The sequence below is a fragment of the Pseudomonas sp. B21-054 genome (genome assembly GCF_026016345.1).
Taxonomy (GTDB): domain Bacteria; phylum Pseudomonadota; class Gammaproteobacteria; order Pseudomonadales; family Pseudomonadaceae; genus Aquipseudomonas.
In genome coordinates, this window is sequence record NZ_CP087204.1 from 4,865,001 (window position 1) to 4,878,815 (window position 13,815).

General features: G+C 61.8%; 18 protein-coding genes (1 of these 18 cut by a window edge). 12 read left to right on the forward strand and 6 right to left on the reverse strand.

Annotation, left to right across the window (positions count from 1 at the left end; translation table 11 throughout):
• Positions 1-91, reverse strand: partial view of a TetR/AcrR family transcriptional regulator gene (locus LOY70_RS20875; protein WP_265029174.1) — the 5' end (the start) only. 479 nt of this gene lie to the left of the window's left edge; only the first 91 of its 570 coding nucleotides appear in the window; the start codon lies at positions 89-91; its stop codon lies off the left edge, out of view.
• A gap of 89 nt (positions 92-180) precedes the next feature.
• Between LOY70_RS20875 and LOY70_RS20880 the strand changes: the two genes are divergently transcribed.
• Both LOY70_RS20880 and LOY70_RS20885 read left to right on the forward strand, forming a co-directional pair.
• On the forward strand, positions 181-909 hold the full coding sequence (locus tag LOY70_RS20880; RefSeq protein ID WP_265029175.1) for an SDR family oxidoreductase: 729 nt from the start codon (positions 181-183) through the stop codon (positions 907-909).
• A 34-nt stretch (positions 910-943) separates the two neighbouring features.
• Entirely contained in the window at positions 944-1,534 is a 591-nt protein-coding gene (locus LOY70_RS20885) for a 2-hydroxychromene-2-carboxylate isomerase (protein WP_265029176.1), read from the forward strand.
• Between the two features lie 9 nt (positions 1,535-1,543).
• On the opposite strand, the gene LOY70_RS20890 is transcribed toward LOY70_RS20885, so the two are convergent.
• The 5 genes from LOY70_RS20890 to LOY70_RS20910 all read right to left on the reverse strand — a co-directional run bounded on the left by LOY70_RS20890 (position 1,544) and on the right by LOY70_RS20910 (position 6,193).
• Positions 1,544-3,352 carry an aminopeptidase P family protein gene (locus LOY70_RS20890; protein WP_265029177.1) on the reverse strand — a complete coding sequence of 603 codons (1,809 nt, stop codon included), beginning with the start codon at positions 3,350-3,352 and terminating at the stop codon, positions 1,544-1,546.
• Between the two features lie 50 nt (positions 3,353-3,402).
• Complete coding sequence (locus LOY70_RS20895; RefSeq protein WP_265029178.1) at positions 3,403-4,569, reverse strand: cysteine desulfurase family protein; 1,167 nt, start codon at positions 4,567-4,569, stop codon at positions 3,403-3,405.
• Between the two features lie 158 nt (positions 4,570-4,727).
• Positions 4,728-5,342: a LysE family translocator gene (locus LOY70_RS20900; protein WP_025214757.1), complete on the reverse strand. Its 615-nt coding sequence runs from the start codon at positions 5,340-5,342 to the stop codon at positions 4,728-4,730.
• A 102-nt stretch (positions 5,343-5,444) separates the two neighbouring features.
• The gene (locus LOY70_RS20905; protein ID WP_265029179.1) at positions 5,445-5,711 is read right to left on the reverse strand and encodes a hypothetical protein; all 267 of its coding nucleotides are present in this window, start codon (positions 5,709-5,711) and stop codon (positions 5,445-5,447) included.
• Between the two features lie 116 nt (positions 5,712-5,827).
• Positions 5,828-6,193: an antibiotic biosynthesis monooxygenase gene (locus LOY70_RS20910; protein ID WP_265029180.1), complete on the reverse strand. Its 366-nt coding sequence runs from the start codon at positions 6,191-6,193 to the stop codon at positions 5,828-5,830.
• Positions 6,194-6,289: 96 nt separating this feature from the next.
• On the opposite strand from LOY70_RS20910, the gene soxR reads away from it, so the two are divergent.
• From soxR to LOY70_RS20960, 10 genes are all read left to right on the forward strand, one after another.
• Positions 6,290-6,760, forward strand: coding sequence for a redox-sensitive transcriptional activator SoxR (soxR, locus tag LOY70_RS20915; protein ID WP_265029181.1), 471 nt, complete (start codon positions 6,290-6,292; stop codon positions 6,758-6,760).
• Positions 6,761-6,846: 86 nt separating this feature from the next.
• Complete coding sequence (locus tag LOY70_RS20920; RefSeq protein ID WP_025214761.1) at positions 6,847-7,308, forward strand: VOC family protein; 462 nt, start codon at positions 6,847-6,849, stop codon at positions 7,306-7,308.
• A gap of 231 nt (positions 7,309-7,539) precedes the next feature.
• Positions 7,540-8,754, forward strand: a complete 1,215-nt coding sequence (locus LOY70_RS20925) for a PepSY-associated TM helix domain-containing protein (RefSeq protein WP_265029182.1) — start codon at positions 7,540-7,542, stop codon at positions 8,752-8,754.
• On the forward strand, positions 8,751-9,293 hold the full coding sequence (locus LOY70_RS20930) for a thiamine pyrophosphate-binding protein (RefSeq protein WP_265029183.1): 543 nt from the start codon (positions 8,751-8,753) through the stop codon (positions 9,291-9,293). The genes LOY70_RS20925 and LOY70_RS20930 overlap by 4 nt, the downstream gene beginning before the upstream one ends.
• A complete protein-coding gene (locus LOY70_RS20935) occupies positions 9,290-9,616 on the forward strand; it encodes a hypothetical protein (protein WP_265029184.1) in 327 nt (108 codons plus the stop codon). Before LOY70_RS20930 ends, LOY70_RS20935 begins: the two co-directional genes overlap by 4 nt.
• A complete protein-coding gene (locus LOY70_RS20940) occupies positions 9,613-10,188 on the forward strand; it encodes a DUF6162 family protein (RefSeq protein ID WP_265029185.1) in 576 nt (191 codons plus the stop codon). The genes LOY70_RS20935 and LOY70_RS20940 overlap by 4 nt, the downstream gene beginning before the upstream one ends.
• Positions 10,189-10,221: 33 nt before the next feature.
• A complete protein-coding gene (locus tag LOY70_RS20945) occupies positions 10,222-11,151 on the forward strand; it encodes a metal ABC transporter substrate-binding protein (protein WP_025214766.1) in 930 nt (309 codons plus the stop codon).
• Positions 11,148-11,900 (forward strand): metal ABC transporter ATP-binding protein, encoded by a 753-nt coding sequence (locus LOY70_RS20950; protein WP_265029186.1) that lies wholly within the window; start codon positions 11,148-11,150, stop codon positions 11,898-11,900. The genes LOY70_RS20945 and LOY70_RS20950 overlap by 4 nt, the downstream gene beginning before the upstream one ends.
• Positions 11,900-12,799 carry a metal ABC transporter permease gene (locus LOY70_RS20955; protein ID WP_265029187.1) on the forward strand — a complete coding sequence of 300 codons (900 nt, stop codon included), beginning with the start codon at positions 11,900-11,902 and terminating at the stop codon, positions 12,797-12,799. The genes LOY70_RS20950 and LOY70_RS20955 overlap by 1 nt, the downstream gene beginning before the upstream one ends.
• Positions 12,800-13,702 carry a metal ABC transporter solute-binding protein, Zn/Mn family gene (locus LOY70_RS20960; protein ID WP_265029188.1) on the forward strand — a complete coding sequence of 301 codons (903 nt, stop codon included), beginning with the start codon at positions 12,800-12,802 and terminating at the stop codon, positions 13,700-13,702.
• Positions 13,703-13,815: the final 113 nt, after the last annotated feature.

Consider the following 13,815-nt stretch of genomic DNA (forward strand, 5'->3'; position numbering starts at 1 on the left):
CCGTGGAGAAACCCGATTTCTTGGCGGATACGGCACTACTGGCGAGGAGTTTCTCTCGGGTTTCCATCTTGTGATTGGCTGAATAACGCATTGTCCTGCCTCTGATTACTCACCTTGACGCTCGGCGGATCTTAGCATAACGTCCGTTTAGTTAACGATCGTTTACCAATGAGGCTACTCATGAATAACAAGAAGGTCGTACTGGTTGTTGGCGCGGGCGATGCCACGGGTGGGGCGATTGCCAAGCGTTTCGCGCAGGAAGGGTTTATCGCCTGTGTCACCCGCCGCAGCGCCGACAAACTCGAGCCATTGGTTGACGAGATCCGCACCCAGGGTGGGGAAGCTCACGGTTTTGCCTGTGATGCCCGTAACGAGGACGACGTGATTGCGTTGGTCGAGCAAATCGAGAACCAGATCGGCCCGATTGAAGCCTTTGTGTTTAACATCGGCGCCAACGTGCCCTGCAGCATCCTCGAAGAAACCGCGCGCAAATATTTCAAGATTTGGGAGATGGCCTGTTTCTCGGGTTTCCTCAACGCACGGGAAGTGGCCAAGCGGATGGTCAAACGCCAGCGTGGGACCATTCTGTTCACCGGAGCCACGGCGGGATTGCGCGGAGCCTCAGGGTTCGCCGCGTTCGCCGGCGCCAAGCATGGCATCCGGGCACTGGCCCAGAGTATGGCGCGTGAACTGGGCCCGATGAATATTCACGTGGCTCATGTGGTGGTGGACGGCGCTATCGACACCGATTTCATCCGCGCTAATTTTCCAGAAAAATATGCCACCAAGGATGAGGACGGCATCCTGAATCCCGAGCACATTGCCGACAATTATTGGTATCTGCACAGCCAACCCCGTGATGCCTGGACCTTTGAGCTGGACCTGCGCCCCTGGAATGAACGCTGGTAAACCCTCCCCCCACAACAATAAGAGAGCAGATCCCATGAGCAAATCGGTGGAGTTTTACTTCGATCTCGGCAGCCCTACCACGTACCTGGCCTATACCCAGTTGCCGACGCTTTGTGCGCAGACAAACAGCCAGCTGGTCTATCGCCCAATGCTGCTGGGCGGTGTCTTCAAGGCCACCGGCAATGCGTCACCGGTCACCATACCGGCCAAGGGCCCTTATCTGTTCAAGGATTTGAATCGCTTCGCCAAACGCTACGGCGTTGCCTTCAAGCTTAACCCTTACTTTCCCATCAACACGCTATTGCTGATGCGTGCCGTGACCGGCATGCAACTGCGCCACCCCGAACGTTTCGAAGCTTTTATCGACGGCCTGTTCCGCGCCCTGTGGGTGGACGGTCGAAACCTCAACGACCCGGCAACGGTGGCAGCGGTACTGGATGAAGGGGGGTTCGATCCCGAATATGTACTGGCCATGACGACCGACGAACAGGTCAAGCAAGCGCTCAAGACCGCCACCGAGGGAGCCATTGAACGGGGCGTGTTCGGCGCCCCGAGCATGTTTGTCGGCGACGAGCTGTTCTTCGGTCAGGATCGGCTGGACTTCGTCCGTGAAGCCCTTGCCTGATCGCCTGCGTCAGATCGCCAGTGTCCGCGTGTTCAGCCATTGCAAAGCGTCGCCTTCCAGCAGCGGGCTCAATCGACGCTGAACCTCGGCGTGATAAGCGTTGAACCAGTTTTTTTCATCCTGGGTCAGCAGCGACGCCTCCAGACACCGGGTATCGATCGGGCAGAGCGTCAGGGTCTCGAATTCAAGGAACTCACCGAACTCGCTTTTACCTGCCTCGCGGTTCAACACCAGGTTCTCGATGCGTACACCCCAACGGCCCGGACGATAAGTGCCCGGCTCGATGGAGGTGATCATGCCCGCCTGCATCGCTGTCTGCGGCGCGGCAGCGGCCTGATAGGCAATCACCTGCGGACCTTCGTGAACGTTGAGGAAATAACCCACGCCATGGCCGGTACCGTGCCCGTAATCCACCTGCTCGGCCCAGATCGGCGCGCGGGCGATGGCATCCAGCAAGGGCGACAGAATACCCCGCGGGAATTTGGCCCGGGACAAGGCAATCACGCCCTTGAGCACGCGGGTGCAATCACGCTTCTGCTCGGCGGTGGGTGTTCCGACTGGCACCATGCGGGTGATGTCGGTAGTGCCGCCGAGGTATTGTCCGCCGGAATCGATCAGCAGCAAGCCATCGCCTTCGATGACCGCATGGGCTTCTTCGGTGGCGTGGTAGTGGGGCATAGCGCCGTTGGCGTTGAACGCAGCGATGGTATTGAAGCTCAGGGAAACAAAATCCGGCCGGCGGGTGCGGGCGGCGGTCAGGTGCTCATCGATGGTCAGTTCGGTAATGCGTTCGCGGCCCCAGGCGCTGTCCAGCCAGGCGAAGAATTCGCAAAGCGCCGCACCATCCTGCTCCATGGCCCGGCGGATGTGCTCGGCATCGGCCAAGCTTTTGCGGGACTTGGCCAGCGTCGTCGGATTAAGGCCTTCGACCAACTTCACGCCACTGCCCAGGTTATCCAGCAAGCCGACCGTAACCCGCGCCGGATCGATCTGCAGGCTCGCCCCGCCCGGTATTTCACGCAACGCAGCCGCTGCTTCGCTGTAATCGCGAAGGGTCACGCCGTCCTGTTCGAGAACGGCACGCAGCGGTGCGTCAACCTTGTCCAGGGCCACGAACAGCATTGCCTGCTGCTGGCTGATCAAGGCAAAAGAAACGAACACCGGATTGAAGGACACATCCGCGCCGCGCAGGTTGAACAGCCAGGCGATGTCGTCCAGCGTGGCGATGAAATGCCAATCGGCGCCGCGCTCCTTGAGGGACTCGCGCAGCTTGGCGAGTTTCTCGACCCGGCTGACGGTTGCCTGCGGGGGCAAGTGCGCGTAGACCGGCTGATCGGGCAGGCTTGGGCGATCAGCCCAGACCTCCTTGAGCAGATCGATGTCGGTGCGCAATCGCGCGCCGCGCTCTTCGAGCTTGCCGCTCAGGGTCCGCGCCGACGCCACGGCCATGACCGTACCGTCGACCGCAACCACGCCACCTTCAGGCGTCTGTTCGGCGAGCCAGTCCAACGGACCGGGCTGGCCAGGAATGAGCTTTACCAGCTCGATACCGCTGCCCTCCAGCTCCTTGGTGGCTTGCTCCCAATAACGGCTGTCAGCCCAGACGCCGGCGAAACTTGCGGTGACAATCAACGTGCCCACGGAGCCATGAAACCCCGACAGCCATTGCCGCCCCTGCCAATAGCCCGGCAGGTATTCCGACAAATGCGGGTCGGCCGACGGCACCAGCAGCGCGTGAATGCCCTCCCGGCTCATCAGTTGACGGATTCGGGCCAGGCGCTGGGGAACCAGTCCATGGGTCAAAGGCTCGGTGCTCATCGTTTCTCCTGTTCATCAATAATTGTTGTTCGGTACCGAAGACGCTCGGCTTACGGAGTCGCGGCCCAGAACGCCGGCGCAGTCGCGCAGGCTGCCTTGATCAGCCGCACCGCCTCGTCGATATCCTGCTCGCTGGTAAAACGCCCCAGGCTCAAACGAATGGTCCGCCCAGCCGTGCGCACATCGTGCCCGAGGGCCAGGAGTACGTGAGACGGCGCATTACTCGCTGAATTGCACGCCGAAGTCGCGGAAAATGCAATCGACGCGCCCAAGGTTGCCGGGTTGAATTCACCCTCGTTGAACGTCAGGCTCAGCATGTGAGGAATTCGCTGGGTCGCACTGCCGTTTATACACACACCAGGCAAAGCCAGCAGCGGCTCAAGCAAACGATTGCGCAACCGGGCGATTTTAGTGAGTTCTTCGTCGAAGGCCTGGGCGGCCAGTTCGAATGCAGCGCCCATGGCGGCGATCTGATGGGTCGCCAGGGTGCCAGAGCGCAAACCACCTTCATGCCCGCCGCCATGAATCTGCGCCGATAGCCGTGGCCGGGCGCGGTCGCCGACGTAAAGGGCCCCGATGCCCTTGGGGCCGTAGATTTTATGCGCGGAAAAAGACATCAGGTCCACCGGCCAACGGGCCAGGTCGATTTTCACCTTGCCGGCGCCTTGCGCCGCGTCGACATGCAACAACGCACCGTGCTCGCGAACGATCTCGCCAATGGCGACAACATCATTGACGGTTCCCAGCTCGTTGTTCACCAGCATCAGCGACACCAGGAACGTATCGTCACGCAGGGCCTCGCGAACAGCTTGCGGGTTGATCAGGCCTTCGGCGTCCGGCGCCAGCCAGGTCACCGCGACGCCACTTTCTTCGAGCTGCCGCGCCGTATCGAGAATGGCCTTGTGTTCAATCAGGCTGGTGATGACATGGCCGCCGGAACCACCGCGCGCCTGGGCCACTCCCTTGAGGGCCAGGTTGTTGGATTCGGTGGCGCCGGACGTCCAGACGATCTGTTCGGACTGCGCTCCCACCAATTGGGCCACCTGCTGGCGCGCCCGCTCCACCGAGCGCCGAGCCTCCTGGCCGAAGGCATGGGAACTGGAGGCCGGGTTGCCGAAGTTACCATCAAAACCCAGGCACTGGACCATGACCTGGATGACCCGCTCATCCACCGGGGTGGTGGCGGCATAGTCGAAATATAGCGGACGTTTATTCATAGGAATCTCGCAGAGCCTGTTCCGGGATCGGGTGCCCTCGTTGGGTTCGAGACAAGCTGTACCTGATCAAGACCTTAAAGAAGTCGGACTTCGTTTAAAAGTGCGTAGGAACGCTCCTGAGCAGCCAGCTTAACAGGCATCGCTTCGAAGCTCAGCCCTCAACGGAGGCTTTCGAGCAACAATGGATACAGCGAAGCAACCAACAACAGCGCCATCCCCCAGTTGAACAGGCGCAGCCAGCGGCGATCACGCAACAAATTGCGCAACAGGCTGCCACAGACCACCCACAGGCTCACGCTCGGCAGGTTGATCAGGGCAAACACCGCCGCGATCACCACCACATTGAAGAAATAGCCCTGAAGCGGTGTATAGGTGCTGATCGCACCGATGGCCATGATCCACGCCTTGGGGTTGACCCACTGGAACGCCGCCGCGCCCCAATAACTGATCGGCGTATTGTCCCCTGCCTGACTTTCCGACACCGGACCGGAGTGAGCGATTTTCCACGCCAAATACAACAAGTACGCCGCACCGATGTAGCGCAGCGCGGTATAGAGCAGCGGATAAGTCTGGAACACCGCCCCCAGGCCAAGGCCTACCGCCAACACCAGGGAAAAGAACCCGCAGGTGATACCCAGCATGTGAGGAATGGTGCGGTTGAAACCGAAGTTGACACCTGAAGCCAGCAACATGGTGTTGTTGGGGCCAGGCGTGATCGAGGTCACGAGGGCAAACAGGGCGAAGCCCAGCAGCAGATCAAGCGAAAGGGTCATGGCAGGTCAATCCATCGGGGCAGTCGGTCAAGTCATGACCCTACCCCACGTCCCGGCGCAAACCCATGGACAGTTGGGCAAAACTTCGAGCGGTACAGTCCTTCAGCTAGACCGGCCAGGCTGTTGCACGACCCGCTCGGCACTCATCTGCCCCTGATCGTCGAAACCCACGTTCTTTGGCGAAGTGCCGAGCAATTCGGCTTTTTTCGCATGGTATTCGTCGAACGACAGCCCCCGGCGATTCAACGCTTCGAGCGCCAGCTCCCGGGTTTCTTCGGCGGTGTAGGGGCGCAGCTCTGGAGACGAGCTGGCGCAGCCGCTCAATACGGTGGCAGTCAACAGCAGCAAAACAGCGAGGGTACGGTTCATGGCGGGTGTCCGGTGTTCTGTCGTTGGGCGATGAACAAAGGCTACCCGCCGGCCCCGTCCGGCAGAAATCAACCCTCTCGATAGTGGGTATCGCCCACTCGGATCTCCCGCTGCGCTCAATCGACCAGCGGGCAATGCAACGCGTTATCCAGGCTGCGCTCAATGTTGCGCAGCACCTGGAATGAGCCAAATGTCACGGCTTTGGCGCGGTGTGCGTGGATTAGCCGCCAAAAATCCTGCTCGCCGCTTTCAAAGCGTCGAAACGCTGCTTCACCCGCCTCACGGGTTTGCCACTGCAAGTAATTGAGCACGCGTCGACCATCCTCGCTGGCCTGGATACTGGCACTCAAGAAACCCTGGTGATCCCGGGCCAGACGCTCGGTCTGTTCTGACAGGGCCGTGACCAGCGCCTGCTGCCATTGCGGCTCGATGTCGAATTCCATGAGTTGGGTGAAGCTGTGATTGTTCCTTGGCGATGGCATGAAAGCTCCCCGATGCTCGTAAGGCGAATCTTGCGATCCGAAGGCATGCAGGGTAAAACCTCTAGTTAACTCAAGGTCAAGCAATGAATTCAAACAATGGCACAGCTCAATATCCACAAGGAACTGACCGTCGGCCAAGTGGCCGCCCGCAGCGGCGTGGCGGTCACGGCCCTGCACTTCTATGAATCCAAGGGACTGATCAAAAGCACGCGCAACCAAGGCAACCAGCGCCGCTACCCGCGGGAGGTGTTGCGCCGTGTCGCGCTGATCAAGGTCGCCCAGCGCCTGGGCATTCCTTTGGCGGAAATCGGCGAAGCGTTGAAAACCCTGCCGGACAACCGCGCCCCAACGGCCGCCGACTGGCAGATCCTGTCGGCGCGCTGGAGCCGGGAGCTGGATGCGCGCATCCAGCAATTGATGGCACTGCGCGACCGGCTCAACGGTTGCATCGGTTGCGGCTGCCTGTCGATGGAAGCTTGCCCGCTGCGCAATTACGGTGACGTGTTGGGTGAGCAAGGTCCGGGCGCGCATCTGTTGGACAAGCCGCAGACGTTCGTCAGGCCATGAGCCGGCCCCGGAGAGCTGGCCTATAGTGGATGGGCGCAAATTGACGAAGACCCTCTTCGCCTCCCATAACAACAAGGAGAACCGTCATGGGCGTCAAATCTACTCCCGAAGGTTTCAATAACATCACGCCCTACTTGGGCATTCAAAAAGCTGCCGAAGCCATCGACTTCTACAAAAAGGCCTTCAATGCCACCGAGGTCATGCGCCTGGCCATGCCCGACGGGGGCATCGGACATGCCGAACTGCGGATCAACGGCTATCCGATCATGCTCGGCACGCCTTGCGATCAAGGCCCGCTGAGCAACCCCGACCAATCGCCGTCGGTCGGCCTGCATTTATATGTCGAGGACGTGGACAGTGCCTTTGCCCAGGCCATTGCCGCCGGCGGCAAGGTGATTTCCGAGGTCAAGGATCAGTTTTATGGTGATCGCACCGGCACTTTGAAAGATCCCTATGGGCACGTGTGGTTCCTGGCGACACACAAGGAGGACCTGACCCAGGAGCAGATCGAACAGCGGGCCAGGGAAATGTTTCAACAGCAAGGCTGACGTGTTCTAGCGCTAACCGACTGTGGTGAGGGGGCTGGCTCCCCCGCCACACGCCATGGATATTAAACGCGAAACATTTTCTTTCATCTTTCCCTTCAGGATTTCACTGACTCGTTCGTCTTAATTAGATGCAGCAGGCCGCGTCGGCAAAAGCCACGGCCGGCCTTTCAGGGTTCAGGGTATTGCGAAGCCCGTAGTACCGAGCCTTTCATCGAATCAAGACGTTCAATCATGTCGAAGAAGTCCCGCTCCAAACTCTGGTTCCTGGTTCACAGCTGGCTGGCCCTGCCCATCTGGTTTTTCGTGCTCATCGTTTGCGTGACCGGCACCCTCGCGGTGGTCAGCCAGGAGATCGTCTGGCTGGTCAACCCCGACATGCGCGCCAGCAAGCCCTCGGACGAGGCCCCGCTACTCAGCTATGACCAAGTGATTGCCGCGATCAAACAAGCCCAACCGCAAACCCAGGTGCAAAGCATCACCCGTCCGGACGAGTCGCATTTTGCGCTGGAGGCCAAGGTGACCTATCCCGACGGGCGCCCCGACACGGTCTACGTCAACCCATACAGCGGCGTTATCCAGGGCTCGGCGCCGGCGTTCAACTTCAGGGGCTTCACCCGCGCGCTGCATGGCTGGTGGTTGGTGCCGTTCACCAACGGCTACAGCTGGGGCTGGTACCTGGTGTCGCTCCTGGGCCTACCGTTGCTGGCATCCCTGGTGACCGGCCTGGTGGTCTACAAGCGTTTCTGGAAAGGCTTCTTCCGTCCAACCCTGCGGATCCGCCACGGCGCACGCATTTTCTGGGGCGATTTCCACCGGCTCAGCGGGATCTGGTCGATCTGGTTCATCGCGGTCATCTCCGTCACCGGCACCTGGTTCCTGATCGAAGCCATGCTGTCCGACAACCAGATTTCCATTTCCAGCGCCCCGGTCATTCCAGTCGTCGCCCGGGAAAGCGTGCCCTTATCCGCCGATGGCGGTGCGCCGCCGCAACTGAACCTGGACCGGGCCATCGAGATCGCCCAACAGCGCATCCCAGGCTTGGAAGCGAGTTTTGTCAGCCTGCCCGGCAACGCCTACAGCCATCTGGAAGTCGGCGGCCGTGGTTGGTACCCGCTGATGTACCAGACCGCCACCATCAATCCCTACAACGGTGACGTGGCGGCCTCGCGGTTGCTGTCGGACCGCACGACGCTGGAGTTCGTCACCGAGTCCATGCGCCCGCTGCACACCGGGGATTTCGGCGGCCTGTGGATCAAACTCATCTGGTTCTTCTTCGGTTTGATCCTGAGCATGATGGTCCTCAGCGGGTTGCTGATCTGGACCAAACGCACGGCCCTGGCCACCGCCAATGCGTTCAAGCGCAGCCAGAAACCTACTCGTGAAGCCCGAACTGCGCGGACATTGCAGCCGTCCATGCAGCGTGAATCGCCGGAGGGCAACCTGTGACCCCATCCAACACAGCCTCGCCACCGTCACGCCTGAGCCGGTTCTGGCACAAATGGCGCTTTCACCTCAACGTGCTGTTGCTGCTGATTCCCTTGGGCTTCATGCCCAAGTATTTCTCGGAAGCGTCGTTGTTTCGCGGCGATGCCGGGCTCGGTGAGCGGGAGGTCGGTGAGATCCAGATTGGGCCCTGGAGCTTGCGCCTGGCCGAATTTCGCAACGAAGCCCCGCGCCCCGATGGTCCGGCCGGGCATATGAAACATTTCAACGCGGCCCTGTGCCAAAGCTGCATCGGCCAGGTCAAGGCCACCTATCTGCGCATTGGCAAGCCCCGCAGCCTGCGGGCCGCCGGGGTGATTTTCTTCGGCTCGCCCTATCGCATGGGCGCCTTGCTGCCGGTGCCGAAAAAGACCCAGCCCGACGCGGAGCTGTGGATAACCCTCGAAGGCTGGGACGGTTCGATGCATCAGGCCTCCATTCCCCTGAGCCAGGCCTCCCCCGCCACTGTCGCCTGGCTGAAGACTCAAGGAACCCAACCATGACTCCCCGCGTCTCTCTCAACAGCCTGGCGCTGCTGCTCTGCACCGGTTTCAGCAGTATCGCCCTGGCCCACAATCCAATGTGCGAATGCAAGGCCATTGACGCCGAGCAGATCCAATGCACCGGTGGCTTTTCCGACGGCAGCGGCGCGCCCGGGGTGACCCTGGACGTGATCGGCTACGACGAAACCATCCTGGTGCCGGGCAAGCTCGGCGCCGATTCGACGCTGACCTTCAAGAAACCAAACGCCGAATTCTACGTGCTCTTCGACGCCGGTCCCGGCCACGTGGTGGAAATCGACCAAGCCGATATCGAGGCCCCATGACCAGCCCCACCACCCAAGTCATCCGCCCCGCTGGCGCGGGCCATGAAACCCTGTATGTGTTGCTGCTGTGCCTGATCATCGTGCTGGGAGCCGGGTCGGTCGTGGCCTGGCACGGCGAAGCCGAGGACACCACTCACCTCGCTTCGAACCAGCTCGATGCCCGCCGTGACCTCAGCGCCGCCGAGCAAGGTATCTATGCCGACCTGCGGGTGACCCTGGATGAGATCCGCCTGCTGCGTGAGGAACAACAGTCCCTGCCCGGCCCACAGGCGCTGGCCGATGAAGGCTTTGCCCCGTTCGCCCAGGACGCCAGTTCGGTCAGTCGCGGCGGCCATGTCTGGCAACAGTTGGAGGACCGGGCCTACTTCGGCGCAAGCACTCGTCCGTCCGTCGCCGGCTCGTTTCTGATGCGCATCAGCGAAGCGTCCGACGCCGCCCCGGACATCTGGCTCAACCGTGACCATGCGCCAACAGCTCCCACCGCGCTGGACGATGCCGTGTTGTCCGCCGCCGGCTGGCAACAGATCGTCGCGCAATTCGATGCCGGCGTAACCCGCCAGCACCGACACTGACCCACGCCTCATTCGAGAGAAGACCCTTCGCCCATGCCTATTGCATCTCAACGCCGCCCCTTGCTGCGCCTGCTGTTGATCGGCCTGCTGGCCTGCCTGTTCACCTCGCAGGCCAGCGCCGAAACAGCCAAGCGCCTGCGCATCGGCATCACCTTGCACCCGTACTACAGCTACGTGGCCAACATCGTCGGCGACAAGGCCGAGGTAGTGCCGCTGATCCCGGCCGGTTTCAACCCCCATGCCTATGAACCAAGGGCCGAGGACATCAAGCGCATCAGCGGCCTCGACGTGATCGTGCTCAACGGCGTGGGTCACGACGATTTTGCCGACCGCATGATCGCCGCCAGCGAAACCCCGAACGTGAAGGTGATCGAAGCCAACGAAAACGTGCCCCTGTTGGCTGCCACTGGCACCGCCGCCCGAGGCGCGGGCAAGGTCGTGAATCCGCACACCTTCCTGTCCATCAGCGCTTCCATCGCCCAGGTCAATAACATCGCCCGGGAGTTGGGCAAGCTCGACCCGGACAACGCCAAGGCCTACACCCAGAACGCCCGCGCCTACGGCAAGCGCCTGCGGCAGATGCGCGCCGACGCCCTGGCGAAGCTGACCCAGGCCCCCAACGCCGAGTTGCGGGTCGCCACGGTGCATGCCGCCTACGACTACCTATTGCGTGAATTCGGCCTGGAAGTGACCGCCGTGGTCGAGCCGGCCCATGGCATCGAACCGAGCCCCAGCCAGTTGAAGAAAACCATCGACCAACTGCGCGAGCTGGACGTGAAGGTGATTTTCTCGGAAATGGATTTCCCATCCACCTATGTCGACACCATCCAGCGTGAGTCGGGGGTGAAGCTGTACCCGCTCTCGCATATTTCCTACGGCGACTACAGCGCCGAGAAGTACGAGAAGGAAATGACCGGCAACCTCGACACCGTGGTCCGAGCGATCCAGGAGTCCGGCGCATGACCGTCCAGGAAACCGTCACCCCGCACCGCGTCGGTCCTTTGATCGAGTGCTCCGAGGTCAGCCTGAGCCTGGGTCGCACCACGATTCTCGACGCCATCACCTTCCAGGTACAACCCGGCTGCATCCATGCATTGGTAGGCCCCAACGGCGGCGGCAAGAGTTCGCTGATCAAGACCTTGCTGGGGCAGATGCCGCACCAGGGACGCTTGAGCCTGCAGTGGCCGGGCGAACCCGGCGTCATCGGCTATGTGCCCCAGGCGCTGGAGTTCGACCGGGGCTTGCCCATGACGGTGGATGATTTCATGGCGGCGATGTGTCAGCGGCGGCCGGCGTTCCTGGGCCTGAGCAAGCATTACGCCGGCGCCATCGGCCAGGCCCTGGAGCGGGTCGGCATGCAGGACAAGCGCAAGCGGCGCATGGGCGCACTGTCCGGCGGCGAGCGCCAGCGGGTGTTGCTGGCCCAGGGGCTGATTCCGCCGCCGCAATTGCTGGTGCTGGATGAACCGATGTCGGCCCTGGATGAGGCCGGTATCCAGGTGTTCGAACGCTTGCTACAGGACTGGCGCCAAGCCGGCATCACCGTGTTGTGGATCGAACATGACCTGGAAGCCGTCGGGCGCCTGGCCGACCGTGTCACCGGCCTGAATCGTCGCGTGCTGTTCGACGGCCCGCCCCGCCAGACCCTGACGCCGGAGCGCTTGCTGACGCTGTTTTCCACCCATCCACGCACGAACGGGAGCGCTGCCTGATGAGTTATGAAGCCTTTCGTTTGATGGTCCAGGGCTGGGCCTCGGCCGGTTACCTGCCCGAGGCGCTGGCCTATGGGTTTGTAGTCAATGCGCTGCTGGCCGGGTTGTTGATCGGTCCGGTGTTGGGCGGCCTTGGCACGCTGGTGGTGGTCAAGCGCTTCGCGTTTTTCTCCGAGGCGGTGGGCCATGCGGCGCTCACCGGCGTGGCCATCGGCATTCTGCTCGGTGAACCCTACACCGGGCCGTATGGCAGCCTGTTCGGCTACTGCCTGCTGTTCGGCATCCTGCTCAACTACCTGCGCAACCGCACCGGCCTGGCGCCGGACACGCTGATCGGCGTCTTCCTGTCGGTGTCCCTGGCCCTGGGCGCCAGCCTGCTATTGATCCTGGCGGGCAAGATCAATGTGCACATCCTGGAAAACGTACTGTTCGGCTCGGTGCTGACAGTCAACGGCAATGACCTGCTGGTGCTGGCCGTGGTCGGCTCGCTGGTGATGGCCCTGGCGCTGCCGCTGTACAACCGCATCATGCTCGCCAGCTTCAACCCGCAACTGGCGGCGGTGCGGGGAGTAGCGGTCAAGACCCTGGATTATCTGTTCGTGGTGTTGGTGACGTTGATCACCGTGGCGGCGGTGAAAGTCATCGGCGCCATTCTGGTGGGCGCGTTGCTGGTGATTCCCGCCGCGGCGGCGCGCTTGCTCAGTCAATCACTGAAAGGCTTTTTCTGGTGTTCAGTGCTGATCGCCACCGTCAGCACCTTGTGCGGGATCCTCGCGCCGATTGTGTTCGACCTGCCGATCCCGTCCGGTGCCGCGATCATCCTGGTGGCCGGCATCGCCTTCGCCTTGAGCGCCATAGCCCGCGGCATTGTCCCCAGTCTCAAAGGGAATCTTGGATAAATGGTTTTTTCATTACGACAATTGGCCTTGGCCGTGGCCCTGTGCGGCGTGGTCCCCCCCTCGTCATTCGCCACCGAAGGCAACCCCGTGCACTTACTGGCCTCGTTGCCAGTCACCTATGGCTTGGGCGAGGCCTTGCTCAAGGGCACCGACGTCAAGCTGGAGAGAGCCGCGCCTGCCAATCTGCCCGGCACTCGGCAAAGCGCCTACTTCAGCGGCCGTGGTGCGCCGGCCCTGGGCAAACTGGCCAGCGAGGCCGATGGGGTGATCGGCCTGCGCTCGCTATGGCCGGACGATCCGCTGTACCCCATGGCCCGACGCAGCAATATCCGCATCGTCGAAGTCGATGCCGCGCGCCCGGTGGATGGCGCCCTTCCCGGTATCGCCGTGCAACCGGGCATGGCCGACGGGCTGGCGAGCCAGCCGTGGATGGCCAGCCATAACCTGGGGCGCATGGCCGATGTGATCGCCGCCGACCTGGTGCGCCTGGCCCCAACGGCCAAACCGAAAATCGACACCAACCTGGCTGCCCTCAAGCAACGCCTGCTCAAACTCAGTGCCGACAGCGAAAAGCAGCTCGCCAGCGCCGACAACCTGAGCGTGGTCAGCCTGAGCGAACATTTCGGTTACTTGATCAGCGGACTCAATCTGGACGGGATCAGCAGCGATGCCCGGCCCGACGCCGACTGGACACCCGAAGCCCTCAAGCAATTGACCGCGACCTTGAAAGACAACGACGTGGCACTGGTGCTACACCATCGCCAGCCTTCGGAGGCGCTGAAAGCCGCCATTACCGAGGGTGGCAGCCAATTGCTGGTGCTCAGCACCGACGCCGCCGACCCGGTGGCGGAGCTGGAGAGCAATGTGGGACTGGTGGTCGCGGCGCTGACGAAGAAGGGTTGATTACAGAAACGCAATCCCCCTGTGGGAGCGAGCTTGCTCGCGAAGAGGCCGGCACCGTCAACATTGATGTCGACTGACACACCGCCTTCGCGAGCAAGCCCGCTCCCACAGTT

Excerpts from the sequence above, each read along its gene's own strand:
- LOY70_RS20950 (WP_265029186.1), top strand. The coding sequence starts at position 11,148 with ATGACCGTCCAGGAAACCGTCACCCCGCACCGCGTCGGTCCTTTGATC.
- LOY70_RS20905 (WP_265029179.1), bottom strand. The coding sequence starts at position 5,711 with ATGAACCGTACCCTCGCTGTTTTGCTGCTGTTGACTGCCACCGTATTG.
- LOY70_RS20920 (WP_025214761.1), top strand. The coding sequence starts at position 6,847 with ATGGGCGTCAAATCTACTCCCGAAGGTTTCAATAACATCACGCCCTAC.
- LOY70_RS20910 (WP_265029180.1), bottom strand. The coding sequence starts at position 6,193 with ATGCCATCGCCAAGGAACAATCACAGCTTCACCCAACTCATGGAATTC.
- LOY70_RS20900 (WP_025214757.1), bottom strand. The coding sequence starts at position 5,342 with ATGACCCTTTCGCTTGATCTGCTGCTGGGCTTCGCCCTGTTTGCCCTC.
- soxR (WP_265029181.1), top strand. The coding sequence starts at position 6,290 with ATGGCACAGCTCAATATCCACAAGGAACTGACCGTCGGCCAAGTGGCC.
- LOY70_RS20945 (WP_025214766.1), top strand. The coding sequence starts at position 10,222 with ATGCCTATTGCATCTCAACGCCGCCCCTTGCTGCGCCTGCTGTTGATC.
- LOY70_RS20885 (WP_265029176.1), top strand. The coding sequence starts at position 944 with ATGAGCAAATCGGTGGAGTTTTACTTCGATCTCGGCAGCCCTACCACG.
- LOY70_RS20880 (WP_265029175.1), top strand. The coding sequence starts at position 181 with ATGAATAACAAGAAGGTCGTACTGGTTGTTGGCGCGGGCGATGCCACG.
- LOY70_RS20895 (WP_265029178.1), bottom strand. The coding sequence starts at position 4,569 with ATGAATAAACGTCCGCTATATTTCGACTATGCCGCCACCACCCCGGTG.
- LOY70_RS20955 (WP_265029187.1), top strand. The coding sequence starts at position 11,900 with ATGAGTTATGAAGCCTTTCGTTTGATGGTCCAGGGCTGGGCCTCGGCC.
- LOY70_RS20925 (WP_265029182.1), top strand. The coding sequence starts at position 7,540 with ATGTCGAAGAAGTCCCGCTCCAAACTCTGGTTCCTGGTTCACAGCTGG.
- LOY70_RS20940 (WP_265029185.1), top strand. The coding sequence starts at position 9,613 with ATGACCAGCCCCACCACCCAAGTCATCCGCCCCGCTGGCGCGGGCCAT.
- LOY70_RS20960 (WP_265029188.1), top strand. The coding sequence starts at position 12,800 with ATGGTTTTTTCATTACGACAATTGGCCTTGGCCGTGGCCCTGTGCGGC.
- LOY70_RS20935 (WP_265029184.1), top strand. The coding sequence starts at position 9,290 with ATGACTCCCCGCGTCTCTCTCAACAGCCTGGCGCTGCTGCTCTGCACC.
- LOY70_RS20890 (WP_265029177.1), bottom strand. The coding sequence starts at position 3,352 with ATGAGCACCGAGCCTTTGACCCATGGACTGGTTCCCCAGCGCCTGGCC.